Origin of the sequence: Phycicoccus duodecadis (assembly GCF_002846495.1) — a bacterium.
GTDB lineage: Bacteria > Actinomycetota > Actinomycetes > Actinomycetales > Dermatophilaceae > Phycicoccus > Phycicoccus duodecadis.
In genome coordinates, this window is record NZ_PJNE01000001.1 from 2,221,187 (window position 1) to 2,235,525 (window position 14,339).

14 protein-coding genes are annotated in these 14,339 nt (G+C 73.7%); 8 read left to right on the plus strand and 6 right to left on the minus strand.

The annotated features are described in order from the left end of the window. Positions 1-20: 20 nt before the first annotated feature. Both ATL31_RS10405 and ATL31_RS10410 read right to left on the minus strand, forming a co-directional pair. Positions 21-1,577 carry an acyl-CoA carboxylase subunit beta gene (locus tag ATL31_RS10405; protein WP_101395705.1) on the minus strand — a complete coding sequence of 519 codons (1,557 nt, stop codon included), beginning with the start codon at positions 1,575-1,577 and terminating at the stop codon, positions 21-23. Next, positions 1,574-2,767: an acyl-CoA dehydrogenase family protein gene (locus ATL31_RS10410; protein ID WP_101395706.1), complete on the minus strand. Its 1,194-nt coding sequence runs from the start codon at positions 2,765-2,767 to the stop codon at positions 1,574-1,576. The genes ATL31_RS10405 and ATL31_RS10410 overlap by 4 nt, the downstream gene beginning before the upstream one ends. Before the next feature lie 101 nt (positions 2,768-2,868). On the opposite strand from ATL31_RS10410, the gene ATL31_RS10415 reads away from it, so the two are divergent. Next, positions 2,869-3,300, plus strand: a complete 432-nt coding sequence (locus ATL31_RS10415; RefSeq protein WP_101395707.1) for a MerR family transcriptional regulator — start codon at positions 2,869-2,871, stop codon at positions 3,298-3,300. A gap of 57 nt (positions 3,301-3,357) precedes the next feature. Here ATL31_RS10415 and ATL31_RS10420 read toward each other — a convergent pair whose 3' ends face one another. The 4 genes from ATL31_RS10420 to ATL31_RS10435 form a co-directional block, all read right to left on the minus strand. Next, complete coding sequence (locus ATL31_RS10420; RefSeq protein ID WP_101395708.1) at positions 3,358-4,284, minus strand: PfkB family carbohydrate kinase; 927 nt, start codon at positions 4,282-4,284, stop codon at positions 3,358-3,360. A gap of 97 nt (positions 4,285-4,381) precedes the next feature. Continuing rightward, positions 4,382-5,242, minus strand: a complete 861-nt coding sequence (locus ATL31_RS10425; protein ID WP_101395709.1) for a tryptophan 2,3-dioxygenase — start codon at positions 5,240-5,242, stop codon at positions 4,382-4,384. 24 nt (positions 5,243-5,266) lie between these two features. Beyond that, entirely contained in the window at positions 5,267-5,848 is a 582-nt protein-coding gene (locus ATL31_RS10430) for a P-loop nucleotide/nucleoside kinase family protein (RefSeq protein ID WP_158239836.1), read from the minus strand. Further along, complete coding sequence (locus ATL31_RS10435; RefSeq protein WP_101395711.1) at positions 5,845-6,876, minus strand: beta/alpha barrel domain-containing protein; 1,032 nt, start codon at positions 6,874-6,876, stop codon at positions 5,845-5,847. Before ATL31_RS10435 ends, ATL31_RS10430 begins: the two co-directional genes overlap by 4 nt. Before the next feature lie 95 nt (positions 6,877-6,971). Between ATL31_RS10435 and ATL31_RS10440 the strand changes: the two genes are divergently transcribed. The 7 genes from ATL31_RS10440 (at position 6,972) to ATL31_RS10470 (ending at position 14,168) form a co-directional block, all read left to right on the plus strand. Beyond that, entirely contained in the window at positions 6,972-7,913 is a 942-nt protein-coding gene (locus tag ATL31_RS10440; RefSeq protein WP_158239837.1) for a 1-phosphofructokinase family hexose kinase, read from the plus strand. Beyond that, positions 7,910-8,917, plus strand: coding sequence for a LacI family DNA-binding transcriptional regulator (locus ATL31_RS10445; protein WP_101395713.1), 1,008 nt, complete (start codon positions 7,910-7,912; stop codon positions 8,915-8,917). Before ATL31_RS10440 ends, ATL31_RS10445 begins: the two co-directional genes overlap by 4 nt. Next, complete coding sequence (locus ATL31_RS10450; protein WP_101395714.1) at positions 8,914-10,353, plus strand: FGGY family carbohydrate kinase; 1,440 nt, start codon at positions 8,914-8,916, stop codon at positions 10,351-10,353. The genes ATL31_RS10445 and ATL31_RS10450 overlap by 4 nt, the downstream gene beginning before the upstream one ends. Then, entirely contained in the window at positions 10,350-11,258 is a 909-nt protein-coding gene (locus ATL31_RS10455; protein ID WP_101395715.1) for a hypothetical protein, read from the plus strand. Before ATL31_RS10450 ends, ATL31_RS10455 begins: the two co-directional genes overlap by 4 nt. Beyond that, a complete protein-coding gene (locus ATL31_RS10460) occupies positions 11,255-12,019 on the plus strand; it encodes an ATP-binding cassette domain-containing protein (protein WP_101395716.1) in 765 nt (254 codons plus the stop codon). The genes ATL31_RS10455 and ATL31_RS10460 overlap by 4 nt, the downstream gene beginning before the upstream one ends. Next, complete coding sequence (locus tag ATL31_RS10465; protein WP_101395717.1) at positions 12,016-13,047, plus strand: ABC transporter permease; 1,032 nt, start codon at positions 12,016-12,018, stop codon at positions 13,045-13,047. The genes ATL31_RS10460 and ATL31_RS10465 overlap by 4 nt, the downstream gene beginning before the upstream one ends. A gap of 125 nt (positions 13,048-13,172) precedes the next feature. Beyond that, a complete protein-coding gene (locus tag ATL31_RS10470) occupies positions 13,173-14,168 on the plus strand; it encodes an ABC transporter substrate-binding protein (RefSeq protein WP_101395718.1) in 996 nt (331 codons plus the stop codon). Positions 14,169-14,339: the final 171 nt, after the last annotated feature.

A 14,339-nucleotide genomic window follows, 5' to 3' on the forward strand; every position in this document is an offset into this window, starting at 1 on the left:
CCGGCGCAGCGGCCCGCCGGTCAGACCGGCGGGACGTCCCGCCGCTTGGTGGCGAAGTGCCGGTCGCGGCGGGCGGCGTAACGCAGCCGGAGCAGCAGCTCGGCGCGCAGCGCGTCGGCCTCGACCACCTGGTCGACGACGAGGTCGGCCGCGAGCCGCTCGAGGTCGACGTCGGCCTCGTACTCGGCGCGCTGGGCGGCCACGAACGCGTCGCGCGCGGCGGCCCCCTCGGAGGCCTCGATCTCGGCGATCCGGTTGGCGTACACCGCGTTGACCGCGGCCTCCGGGCCCATCACCGCGATGCGGGCGGTGGGCAGGGCGATCGTGGCGTCGGGCCCGAAGCCGGGCCCGCCCATCGCGTACAGCCCGGCGCCGTAGGCCTTGCGGACCACGACGCAGAACTGGGGCACCGTGGCCGAGGCGACGGCCGAGACCATCTTGGCGCCGTGCCGGATGATGCCGCCGCGCTCGACCTCGGAGCCGATCATGAAGCCGGGCACGTCGGCCAGGTAGACGAGCGGGATCGAGAAGGCGTCGCACAGCCAGATGAAGCGCGCGGCCTTGTCGGCCGAGTCGGTGAACAGCACCCCACCCTTGACGGCCGAGTTGTTGGCGACGATGCCGACGCTCTCGCCGCCCATCCGGGCGAAGCCGACGACCAGCTCGGGCGCGAAGAGCGGCTTGATCTCGAAGAAGCTGTCGTCGTCGACCAGCCCGTCGACCAGCTCGTGCACGTCGAAGGGCTGGCTCTCACGCTCGGGCACGCTGTCGCGGGTCAGCGGCGTGGCCGGCTCCTCGACGGAGTACGCCGGCGGCGAGACCCGCCAGCTGTCGGGCACGTAGGAGAAGTAGAGGCGGGCGAGCTCGATGGCCTCGGCGTCGTCCTGGGCCAGCAGGTCACCGACGCCCGAGACGGTGCAGTGCATCCGGGCCCCGCCCATCTCGTCGAGCGAGACCTTCTCGCCCACGACCATCTCGGCCATCCGGGGGCTGCCGAGGTACATCGACGCGTTGCCCTCGACCATGATGATGACGTCGCAGAAGCTCGGGATGTAGGCGCCGCCGGCCGCCGACGGCCCGAACAGGCAGCAGATCTGGGGCACCTTGCCCGACAGCGCGACCTGGTGGTGGAAGATCCGCCCGGCGCCGCGGCGGCCGGGGAACATCTCGACCTGGTCGGTGATGCGGGCGCCGGCGCTGTCGACCAGCCAGAAGACCGGGAGCTCCTCGCGCAGGGCGGTCTCGGTGGCCCGCACGATCTTCTCGACGGTGCGCGCCCCCCACGAGCCCGCCTTGACGGTGGGGTCGTTGGCGATGACGACGACCGGGCGGTCCTCGACGGTGCCGCGGCCGGTGACGACGCCGTCGGCGGGCAGCCCCGCCGCGCGGGAGTTGGCGTAGCGGCCGTCCTCGACGAACGAGCCCTCGTCGAGCAGGAGGGCCAGGCGGTCGCGGACGTAGAGCTTGTGCTGGGCGGCGAGCTTGGCGGCGGCCTTCTCGGGGGGCGCGGCCGACGCCTCGAAGGCGGCCTCGAGCCGCGAGCGGACGTCGGCGACGCGCGGGTCGGTGTCGCTCATGCCGGCAGGCCCAGCCCCTTGGCGAGGACCATGCGCTGGACCTCGGAGGTGCCCTCGCCGATCTCGAGGATCTTGGCGTCGCGGTAGAAGCGGGCCACCGGGTACTCCTCCATGAAGCCGTTGCCGCCGAAGACCTGGGTGGCGATGCGGGTGGCGGTGACGGCGGCCTCCGAGGTGTAGAGCTTGGCCTTGGCGGCGGCCTGTTTGACCTCCTCCACCGAGCGGCGCCCGGCCTCGTGCTCGTCCTTGAGCCAGGCGGCGCGGTAGGTGAGCAGGCGGGCGGCCTCCTCCATGACGGCCAGGTCGGCGACCGGGAAGGCCACGCCCTGGTTGACTCCGATGGGGCGGCCGAAGGCGGTGCGGCTCTTGGCGTAGGCGGTGGCCTCCTCGCGCATCCGGGTGATGAGGCCGAGGGCCAGCGCGCTGATGGCGATGCGCCCGTCGTCGAGGGTCTTGAGGAACTGGTGGAAGCCGCGGCCCCGCTCCCCGAGGAGGTTGCCGGCCGGCACGCGGCATCCGGCGAAGGAGAGCCCGTGGGTGTCGGAGATGTTCCAGCCCATCTTGTGGTACGCCGGTTCGACCGTGAAACCCGCTGTGCCGGAAGGGACCATGATGGCCGAGATCTCGGGGCGGCCGTCGTCGAGGGTGCCGGTGCGGGCCGTGACGGTGACGACCGAGGTGATGTCGGTGCCGCTGTTGGTGATGAACGCCTTGGCGCCGTCGACCACCCAGTCCCCTGTGGCGTCGTCGAGGACGGCCCTGGTGCGGGTGGCGCCGGCGTCGGAGCCGGCGTCGGGCTCGGTGAGGCCGAACCCGGCCAGCGCGCGCCCGGCGACGAGGTCGGGCAGGAAGCGCTGCTTCTGCTCGTCGGTGCCGTAGGTGAGGATCGGGTTGATGCCCAGGCCCACCCCGGCCGAGAGCGTGATGCCGACCGACTGGTCGACCCGGCCGAGCTCCTCGATGGCGATGCAGAGGTTCGTGAACGCCCCACCCTCGGCGTGCTCGAGCGAGCCCCCGAACTCCTCGGGCACGACCAGCCCGAACAGGCCCAGGTCACCCATCCGCGGGACGAGGTCGGTCGGGAAGTGGTGGTCGCGGTCCCACTGGGCGACGTGCGGCTCGACGGCGTCGGTCGCGAACGCGCGGACGACGGCCCGGAAGTCCTCGTGGTCCTTGCTCAGCTCGTACATCGGCGCCCCTTCGCGCTGGGAGTCGCCGGCCCCGGGTCACGGCGGCCGGCCGTCGGTCACGTTCTTGACGTTGACGTCAACGTAAAGCAATACTCCCCGGTATGCCAACCCCCGCCGCGGACGTCCGCCGCCGACGCGGCGCCCCGGGCGACGCCGCCGAGCGCACCTGGACCATCGCCGAGATGGCCGAGGAGTTCGGGGTCACCCACCGCACGGTGCGCCACTACGAGGACCTCGGGCTCATCTCCCCCGAGCGGCGGGGCACCACCCGCGTCTACCACCGGCGCGACCGCACCCGCCTCGCGCTGGTGCTGCGCGGCCGGCGGCTGGGCTTCCCGCTCGACGAGATCCGCACGATCATCGACCTCTACGACGCACCGCGCGGGCGCCGCAGCCAGCTCGAGTACGTGCTGGCGCAGATCGACGAGCGGCGGGCCGACCTCGAGCAGCGCCGCCGCGACCTCGAGACGGCCATCGGCGAGCTCGGCCGGTTCGAGCGCCGCTGCCGTGACGACCTCGACCGGATGCACTGAGCCGGCCGGGTCGGCCTCGGGCCCGACGGCCCGCTCAGGAGCCGGACGGCGGCCCGCTCAGGAGCCGGAGCCGGCCAGGAACGCGTCGATCTCGTCGCGGGTCGGTGCGGAGTCGGGCCCCCGACGGGTGACCTTGATGGCGGCGGCGGCGTTGGCCCGCACGGCCGCCTCGACCCAGCTCGCACCGACGGCGTGCTCGGCCAGCAGCACACCGGTGTGGGTGTCGCCGGCCCCGTTGGTGTCGACGGGGCGGCGCGGATGACCGGGCAGGAACCGGGCCGACCCCCGCTCGCGCACCAGGCAGCCCCGGGGGCCGTCGCGCACGATGACGACCGCGCCGTCCGGCAGCAGCCCCTCGAGGATCTCGGCCGACTCCTGGATGCCGTCGACCCCCGCCAGTGCCGCCGACTCCTCGGCGTTGCCGGTCCACACCCGGGTGCGGGCCAGGACCGCGTCGCGGACCCCGGCCGGGACCTCGGCGAAGGTCGCCCCCGGGTCGAGCACCACCACGACGTCGTCGGGCAGCGAGCCCAGCCATGTCACCAGCGGGTCGCGGGTGGCTCCGACGAGCGAGTAGCCGCTCACGCACACGAGGTCGCCGGCCACGGGGGCGCTGGTCGCGAGCGACGCGGCGCTGATGCGACGCTCGGCGCCCTGGGTGGTGACGAAGGTGCGCTCGGCGCCGGGCTCGACGAGCACCACGCAGACACCGGTGTCCTGGTCCTCGACCGGTGGCGCCGACAGCTCGACGCCGTCGGCGCCGAGCCGCTCGCGGACGAGGTCGCCGTTGGCCCCGGTGCCCACGGCCCCGGCGTGCACGGCGTGGGCCCCCGAGCGGGCGGCGGCCAGCAGGATGGTGACCGCGCCGCCGGCGTAGCGCTGGTAGGACGTCGCCATCACGTTGCCGCCGCGGCGGGGCAGGGCCGGGACCTCCATCACCGCGTCGACGAGCGCCTGGGCGGTGTGGATGACGCGGGGAGCCATGCGCCGACCCTAGTGAGGCCATCCGCGATCGTGTGTGAAGAACGCCGGCATACCGACGTTCTTCACACACGTTCGGGGAGGGGGTCGGGCTCGGGGCTCAGCCGACGCGGGTGCGGACCTCGTACAGCTCGGGGAAGAACGTCAGGTCCAGGGCGCGCCGCAGGAAGTCGACGCCGCTCGAGCCGCCGGTGCCGACCTTGTGCCCGATGGTGCGCGTGACCACCTGTAGGTGCCTAAACCGCCACTGCTGGAACAGGTCCTCGACGTCGACCAGCTCCTCGCAGGTCTCGTAGACCCCCCAGTGCTCGGCGGGCGCCGCGTACACCGCCGCGAACACCTCGACCAGCCCGGGCACCAGGCGGTACGGGAGGCTGACGTCCCGCTCGAGCACCTCGGCCGGCACCGGGTAGCCGCGCCGCGCCAGCAGCCGCAGCAGCTCGTCGTAGAGGGTCGGCTCGTGCAGCAGCTCCTCGAGCCCGCGGTGGGCCCGCGCGTCGTGCTCGAAGACCCGCAACATCTCGGCGTTCTTGTTGCCCAGCAGGAACTCGACGGCCCGGTACTGGTCGCTCTGGAAGCCCGAGCTGGTCGCGAGGAACGGCCGGATCTGCGCGTACTCACTGGGCGTCAGCGTGGCCAGCACGTCCCACATCTCGACGAGCTGGCGCTGCACGTGCTTCACCCGCGCCAGGCGCTTCAGCGCCGGGCCGAGCTCGTCGGAGGCGAACAGCGCTCGCGCCGAACGCAGCTCGTGCAGGAGGAGCTTGAGCCACAGCTCGGACACCTGGTGCTGCACGATGAACAGCAGCTCGTCGTGCTGCACCGGCTCGCTGCGCGGGTGCTGCGCCGACAGCAGCGTGCCGAGGTCGAGGTAGGCGCCGTACGACATCGCCGTGCTGAAGTCGCGGGAGATGCCCTCCTCCACCGCGCGCTGGGCCCGGTCGACCGCCTCGTCGCTCATGGGCGCCATCGTGCCACCGACCGCTCAGACGAGGGGTGCCCACCGGGCGAGCACGCGCGCGGCGAGCTCGTCGGGCGCGCCGGCCGCGGCGTCCAGGACGAGGTCGAGCCCGCCCCGGTCCACGGGGGCCGACGCCGATGCCGACGCGCGTCCCGCTCCGCGCCCGGCCTTGGCCCGGTCCCGCGCGAACCCTCGGACCGCCGCCCGGGCCGCGGCGACCGCCGGGTCGACGTCGAGCCACACCAGGGTCACCGACGCCGCGCCGCGCGCGCGGGCCCCCCGGCGCCAGGCCCGGGCGTCGGCCGCCTCCCGCGTGAAGGGGGCCACGGCCACGACGTCCGAGCCCGCCCGCAGGCAGTCGCCCACCACGGCGTCGAGGCAGGCGTACCGCGCCTCCCGCAAGGCGGCGTACCGGGGCGCGTCGAGGTCGGCGTCCTCACCGAAGCCCGCCGCCACCGCCTCGACCAACGCCGTGGTCACACTGTCGAGGTCGACCAGGGCGGCCCCCACGACCCGGGCGACGCGCGCCCCGACCGTGGTCTTGCCCGCTCCGGGCGCCCCGCCGACACAGAGCAGCCGCCCGGTGCCGGCGGGGGCGTCGCTCACTCGCCGGAGCCGGCGGTGCGGTACCACTCGGGGCCGACGAGCGCGGCGACCTCGGACTGGTCGACCGGCACGTAGGCGGGCGCCCCGCGGCCCTCGAGCACCGATGCCAGCTCGTCGAGCCGGCGGGCGGCCAGGTCGGCGCCGGCCCGGCGCTGGTCGGCGTCCATCCGCCCGACGGCGTCGCCCCAGATGGCCCGCCCGGCCATGAAGCCGCTGCAGCCGTGGTCGGCCGCGACGTCGAGCTGGGTGCGGAAGCCCTCGTAGGTGACGCCGGCGCTCAGCAGCACCCACGGGCCGTCGACCGCCTCGTCGAGCGCCGCGCAGGCCTCATGGGCGGCGTCGAGGTCGTCGAGGTCGAGCACCGGGAACTCGACCTTCATGATGTCGGCGCCGGCGGCCCGGAAGGAGTGCGCCGAAGCCAGGACGCTGCTGCGGCGCACCGCACGCACGGCCGGGTCGGCGGTGTCCTCGTCGCCCACCGGGAACCACAGCGGCTCGACGACCAGCGGCAGCTGGTGCGCGTGGCACTGGGCCGCGGCCTCGGCCACCACGGCGTGCTGCTGCTCCGTGACCGCCGCGTCCTGGTCCTCGCGGTGGAACACCACGAGCTTGGCGGCGTCGGCGCCGAGAGTGGCCAGCAGGGCCGGGTCCCAGCCCGGGCGCAGCCGCAGCTCGGTGTCGAAGCCGACGGCGCTGTCGGGCTGGTAGTACAGGGCCTCGATGCCGCTGATGAGGCCCACGTCGCCGGGCACGGCGCCGGCCGCGACCGCCTGCCCGAAGCTCCACACCGGGTCGACCAGCACCGAGGTGGCGTGGCGCGAGAGCACCCGGATCATGTCGAGCTTGGACTCGACGACCTCCTCGAAGCTCACGGCGTCGAGGTCGTCGTCGAAGAGCTTGAGGTAGTTCTCGGGGTGGTCGATGGCCATCGTGCGGATGTGGCCCGAGGCGTCGCAGATGCGCGACAGGCGGCGGTGCAGGCCGAGGGAGGAGGGACGAGGGACGCGGGGTGTTGACAGCGCTGTCATGTCGCCTTACGGTACGGGATACCGGTCGCTCGGACAAGGGCCGGCGGATGTTGACAGCGCTGTCTCACGGGCGAGGAGGCCCTCCGTTGTTGGTCGTGACCCCCAACACGTGCACCGACGTGACGACGTGGCTCGCCGCGCTCGCGCCGGGCACTGTCAGCCGGTCGCGCCGCACCGCCTCCACCGCCGGCGGCAAGGGGGTCAACGTCTGCCGCACCCTGCGAGCCCTGGGCCGCGAGCACCGCCTCATCGGACTCTCCCCCGCCGACGACCCGCGCTTCGCGCAGCTGCTGGCCGCCGAGGGCTGCGACTTCGTCCCCGTGCCGCACCGCGGCCCCGGCCGCGTCGCGCTGATCTTCCTCGAGGACGGCGGGCGCGTCACGGTCGTCAACGGCCGCGGCCCCGAGCCCGAGGACTGGGACCCCGAGTCCTTCCTCCCCCGCGTCCGGGCCGAGCTGGCGAGCGCCCCCGGCGTCGCGTGCTCGGGCTCGCTGCCGCCCGGCCTCCCGCTCGACACCTACGGCCGCGTCGTCGAGGCCGCCCACGAGCGCGGCCTCGAGGCCTACGTCGACGGCGCCCCGGCCGTCCTGGCCGCCACCCTCCCCAGCGGCCCCGACCTCGTGAGCCCCAACGTGGGCGAGGCCGAGGCCCTCCTGCACGGGCGCGCCGACGAGCACGTCGAGGAGTCCGGCGACGACCTCGTCGACCGCTGCCTCGACGCCTCCCGCGTCCTGCACGAGCGGGGCGCCCGCCGGGCCGTCGTCACCGCCGGATCCCACGGGGCCGCCCTCACCACCGCGGCCGGCACCTGGTGGATCGGGGCCGCCCGCGTCCCCGTCGCCAACCCCATCGGCGCCGGCGACTCCTTCCTCGGCGGGGTCTCCGACGCCCTGCTGCGCGGGGCCGGCGACGTCGAGGCCGTGCGGTACGGGATGGCCGTCGCCGCCGCGGCCGTGCAGCACGAGACCGGCGGGATGCTCGACGCCGCGCTCGTGGCCCCCGCCCTGGCCGGCCTCCCCGCGGGGGTGCCGGCATGAGCCGCCCCACCATCTACGACGTGGCCCGTGAGTCGGGCTTCTCGATCAAGACCGTCTCACGCGTCATCAACGAGGCCCCCAACGTCCGCAGCGAGACCGTGGCTCGCGTCCGCGCCGCCATCGAGCTGCTCCAGTACCACCCCGACCCGGCCGCCCAGCGGCTCGGCGGCGGCAAGCTCCCCACCGTCGGCGTCGTCGTCGACTCGGTCGACGACCCCTTCTTCGCCCAGGTGATCGCGGTCATCGAGGCGCGCGCCATGGACGTCGGGATGGACGTCCTGGTCGCGTCCACCGGGATGGACGAGACGCGCATGCGCACCCAGATCCGCCGCCTCGCGCGGCGCGGGGTCGCCGGCCTGATCGTCGCGCCGTTCGGCGACACCCGCACCGTCGAGGAGGCCCTCCCGGACGACGTGCCGGTGGTGGTGATCGACCGCAAGTGCGGCGTCACCTCCAAGGACGTCGTGCGGGTCACCGACGAGCAGGGCGCCACCGACGCCGTGCGCCACCTGGTGGCTCGCGGCCACCGGCGGATCGGCTTCCTGGGCAAGCTCTCCGCGTTCGACACCCTCGTCGACCGCTACAACGGGTACGAGCGGGCCCTCACCGAGGCCGGCATCGAGATCGTCCCGCAGCTGGTCGAGACCCGGGCCTGGACCAGCGACGAGGCCTACCCCTACGCGCTGGCGATGCTCGCGACGGCCGACGCCCCCACCGCCGTCTTCGCCGCCTCACCCATGATGGGCCTGGGGGTCCTGCGGGCCCAGCAGCGGCTGCACCGGCAGGACGTCGCCCTCGTCATCTTCGGCGACTACCCCGTGGCCGAGCTGATGACCCCGCCCACCACCGTCGTCGACCAGCGGCCGGTCGCGTTGGCCGACACCGCCTTCGACCATCTCGTGCGCCGCATCCAGGACCCCACGGCCGAGGTGCTCGACACCGTCCTGCCCACCCTCCTCGTGGCCCGCGGGTCCGGCGAGCTGGCGCCGAGGGAGGGCGTATGAGCGTCGTCGACCTCGGGTTCGACCTCGGCACCACCGTCACGAAGGTGTGCGCCGTCACCCCGGACGGTCTCGCCCTCCTCGACCGCTCCGCCGCCACCGCGTGGCGCGAGCAGGGCCAGGGGCGGCTCGACCGCAGCCCGCAGTCGGTGCTCGACGCGGTCGAGGCCCTGCTGGCCGAGACCGCCGCCGCGCTCGGCCCCGACGTGACCGTGCGGTCGGTCGGGTTCACCTCGATGGCCGAGGCCGGGGTGCTGGTCGACGCCGAGGGCCACGCCCACTCGCCCGTCATCGCCTGGCACGACCCGCGCGGCTCCGAGCAGGCCGCGGCCCTGCCGCCGGCCCTGGCCGAGGCCTTCCCGGCCTACACCGGCCTCCCCGTCAGCCACGTCGCCTCCTTCTTCAAGCTGCTGTGGCTGCGCGACGAGGGCCTCGAGCTGCGCGGCCTGCAGTGGCTCTCGGTGCCCGAGTGGGTCATCCTCAACCTCGGCGGCCGCCGCGTCGCCGAGCTCTCGCTGCTGGGCCGCACCGGCCTGCTCGACGTTCACACCGACGGCCCGTGGATGCCGGCCCTCGACCACCTCGGTGTCGGCGCCGACTTCCTGCCCGCCATCGTCTCGGCGGGCGCCCCCGCCGGGACCGTGCGCCAGGACCACCCGGTCCCCACCCTGCGCGGTGCCGTGCTCACCGTCGCCGGCCACGACCACGCGGTCGCCGCGGCCGCGGTGGGATGCGGCGCGCCGGGCTCGGCCCTCGACAGCTTCGGGACCGCCGAGGCCTACCTGGCCGCGGCCTCGCACGTACCGGAGCCCGCCGTGGTGCGGCAGCTGGCCCTCGAGGGCATCTCGGTCTACCCCCACGTCGTACGGGGCAGCACCGGCTTCATCGGCGGCACCCGCACCGGCCTGGTCCTCAAGCGGGTCCAGCGGGTCCTCGGCGCCGAGCACGAACCGGCGCGCGGCGCCCTCGACGCCGCCACCCTGGCCCTGGCCCCCGGCGACACCGCCGGCGTGCGCATCACCGGCTTCCACATGGAGGACCACGAGGTCGGCATCCACCTCGGCTCCGAGGCGCACACCCCGGCCCACGTCTGGCGGGCGGCCCTCGACGGCGGCACGGCCCGCGGCCGCCAGCTGCTGGCCACGCTGCACGCGGCCGGCGCCGGCGTCGACCACCTCGTGGTGGCCGGCGGCTGGACCCGGATGCGGTCCATCGTCCAGGCCCGCGAGGTCCTGGCCCCCCTGGTCGAGGTCGCCGAGGTCGAGCAGCCCGGCACCTGGGGCGCCGCACGGTTCGGCGCCTGGGCCGCCCGATCCCCCGACGGCCCGGGACCCGACCGTCGGCCCCCCGCGGAGTGGTTCAGCCGCCGCCTCGCGACCGTCCCCGCACGCCCCACCGCAGCAGCACAGACCCCCATCACCGAGGAGATCACCCCATGACGACCACCACCACCGGGCTCGACGCCATCGCCACCGAGGCCGGCACCTTCGCCGTCCTCGCGATGGACCAGCGCGGCACCCTCAAGCGCATGCTCGCGGCCGTCGACCGGCCCGACACCACCGACGAGGAGATCACCGCCCTCAAGCGCGACATGATCGCCTCCCTCGCCGGCAGCGCCTCGGCCTTCCTGGTCGACCCGACCTACGGGATGCCCGCCTCGAAGCTCGCCGAGACCGACGCGAAGTACGGCATCCTCCTGGCCGCCGAGCCGGCCAGCCGCGGCACCCACCACGGCGAGCCCGTCGTCTCGCTCGACCCGGCCCAGGACGCCGCCTGGGTCAGTGACAGCGGCGCCGACGCCATGAAGTTCCTCGTCCAGGTCCGCGCCGACCGCCGCGCCGGCGACGACGGCCGCGACACCACCGCCGAGGCCGTCGAGGTCATGCGCACCCTCATCGCCGACTGCGACGCCGTGGGCGTGCCCTCGGTCGTCGAGAACCTGATCTTCCCGCTGGCCGGCGAGGAGGCCCTCTCCCCCGAGGCCCGCGCCGACGCCATCATCGAGGCCGCCGTCCTCATCGACGACCTGCACCCGACCCTGCTCAAGCTCGAGTACCCGGGCAGCCCCGAGGCGTGCCGCCGCCTGGCCGAGCGCATCTCGTCGCCGTGGGCCGTGCTCTCGGCCGGTGTCTCGTCCGACGAGTTCGCCGACGTGCTGCGGGTCAGCTGCGACGAGGGCGGGGCCAGCGGCTTCATCGCCGGCCGCTCGGTCTGGCGCGAGGCCGTGGCGATGGACCACGACGAGCGCGTCGCCTTCCTGTCCGACACCGGCCGCCGACGGCTCGACGAGTACTGCGGCATCATCGAGGGCCGGGCCCGGTCCTACCGCGAGGTGAGGGCGTGACCGCCCTGTTCGAGGCGACCGGCCTGCGCCGCCGCTTCGGCCGGGTCCAGGCCCTCGACGGCGTCGACTTCGACGTCGAGGCCGGCGAGGTCGTCGCGCTGATCGGCGACAACGGCGCGGGCAAGTCGACCCTGGTCAAGGCGCTCACGGGCAACCTCGACGTCGACGAGGGCGAGATCCGCTTCCAGGGCGAACCGGTGCACTTCACCACCCCGCAGGACGCCTCGCGGGTCGGCATCGAGGTCGTGCACCAGGACCTCGCGCTGGCCCCCCACCTGGACGCCGCCCAGAACATGTTCCTCGGCCGCGAGGTCATGCGCGGCGGCATCCTCGGCCACCTCGGCTTCATGGACACCCCGCAGATGCGCAAGCGCTCGGCCCAGGCGTTCACCGAGCTCGGGTCGGCGGTACGCAGCGTCGTCACCCCGGTCGGCTCGATGTCGGGCGGGCAGAAGCAGACCGTGGCCATCGCCCGGGCCGTCGCGTGGGCCGACAAGGTCCTCTTCCTCGACGAGCCCACGGCCGCCCTGGGTGTGGTCCAGACCCGCAACGTCCTCGACACCATCAAGAAGGTGCGCGACCGCGGTATCGCCGTCGTCCTCATCTCGCACTCGATGCCGCACGTCCTCGAGGTCGCCGACCGCGTCCAGGTGCTGCGGCTCGGGCGACGCGTCGCCACGTACCGCGGCGCCGACACCAGCGTCGAGCAGCTCGTCGGCGCCATGACCGGAGCACTCGACAGCAAGGAGGGAGCGGCATGAGCACCCGTACCGAGTCGGCGGCCCCGGTCATCGAGACCACGGCCCACCACGACAGCCCGCTCGAGCGGGTCAAGGCGATGCAGTCGGTGTGGATCCTCGGGGTTCTCGTCGTCATCGTGGCCGTCTTCGGGGTGCTGTCGCCGTCGACGTTCCTGACGGCCGGCAACATCACCAACATCGCGCAGAACGTCTCGATCTGGGCCGTCCTCGCCGTCGGGATGACCTTCGTCATCATCACCTCGGGCATCGACCTCTCGGTCGGCTCGGTCCTGGTGGTCTCGTCGGTCGTCGCCGCCAAGGTCATGGAGTCGATGGGCGACAAGGGATGGGGCACGGCCGTCATCGGCCTGGTCCTGTCGGTGGTCGTGGGGGTCCTCTGGGGCTCGCTCAACGGGTTCCTGGTGGCCAAGGCCAACGTGCCGCCGCTCATCGTCACCCTCGGCACGCTCTCGGTCGCGCTCGGTGTGGCCCAGATCCTCACCGGTGGGCTCGACGTCCGCTCGGCCCCCGTGGTCCTCCAGGACAACATCGGCTACGGGCGGCTCGCGGGCATCCCGGTCATCACCATCATCGCGCTGGTGATCGTCATCCTCGGCGGGATCATGCTGCACCGCACCCGCTTCGGCCGCTACACCTACGCCATCGGCTCCAACGAGACCTCGGCGCGGCGGGTCGGCATCAACGTCGACCGCAAGCTCGTGCAGATATACGCGCTCTCGGGCCTCCTCGCCGGGGTCGCCGGCATCCTCTCGCTCGCCCAGTACGGGACGACGACGATCGCCGGCCAGTCCCTGACCAACCTCAACGTCATCGCCGCCGTGGTCATCGGCGGGACGTCGATCTTCGGTGGCCAGGGCTCGATGTTCGGCTCGATGGTCGGCCTCTTCATCCCGGCGGTCCTCCAGTCGGGCTTCGTCATCATCGGCGTCTCCCCCTACTGGCAGACCGTGGCCGTCGGCTCGATCCTCATCACCGCCGTCTACGTCGACCAGCAGCGCCGCACCTCCGCCAGCGGCGGCCGAGGGTGACCCTCCCCAGGGGTTCCGCCCTCCTCATGCGTTCCACCCGTCCCACCGTTCCACCCGTCAGACGCAGCACCCGCACCACCAGCAGCACCGACAACGACGTCACCCCTTCCAGAAAGGCACCACAGATGCGCAGCAGCACCTTCAGGATCACCGCGGCCGGCATCGGCTCCGTCCTGGCCCTCGCGGCCTGCTCCACCGGAGCGCCCACCGCCAGCAGCTCCGGCAGCGGCAGCGCCGCCGGCGGCAGCACCAACAAGACCATCGCCTTCGTCCAGGGCGTCGCCGGCGACGAGTTCTACATCACGATGAAGTGCGGGATCGAGGCCAAGGCCAAGGAGCTCGGCTACACCGTCACCACGCAGGGGCCGCAGAAGTTCGACCCCACGCTGCAGAAGCCGATCGTCGACTCGGTCACGGCCTCCAAGCCGGCCGCCCTCCTGGTCGCCCCCACCGACGTGCAGGCCATGCAGGCACCCCTGCAGCAGGCTGCGGCCGCCGGCATCAAGGTCGTCCTCGTCGACACCACCGTCAACGACCCGTCGTTCGCGGTCTCCCAGATCAGCTCCGACAACATCGGTGGCGGGAAGGCCGCCTTCGACGCCATCAAGGGCGCCAAGCCCAGCGGCGGCAAGGTGCTGGTGATCTCCGTCGACCCGGGCATCTCCACCACCGACGCCCGCGTCAAGGGCTTCGAGGACGCCGCGAAGGCCGACAGCTCCTTCCAGTACCTCGGCGTGCAGTACAGCCACAACGACCCGGCCACGGCCGCGAACCTCGTCTCGGCCGCGCTGCAGAAGGACCCCGACATCGTGGGCATCTTCGCCACCAACCTGTTCGCCGCCGAGGGCTCGGCCACCGGTGTCCGCCAGGCGGGCGCCAAGGGCGTCACCATCGTCGGCTTCGACGCGGGGCCGAACCAGATCAAGGCCCTCCAGGACGGCACCGTCCAGGCCCTGGTCGCCCAGCAGCCCGACACCATCGGCAGCGACGGCGTCGAGCAGGCGGACGCCGCCCTGACCGGCGGCTCGGTCGAGAAGAAGATCCAGACGGGCTTCACCATCATCACCAAGGACAACCTGTCCGGTGAGGGTGGCAAGGCGGCGTACAAGTCGACCTGCTGACCCCCACCCCTCGACCACGAGGCCGCCGCGTGCCATGAGCCGCGGCGGCCTCGTGCCGTCCGGGGCCAGGTCGCGGACGCCGAGCAGCCGACCCGGCATCCGTCGAATGGCCACTCCCCCGCGCGAGGCGCCCCGGCCGCTGCGAGCGCCGACGTAGCGTGGCGGACGAGT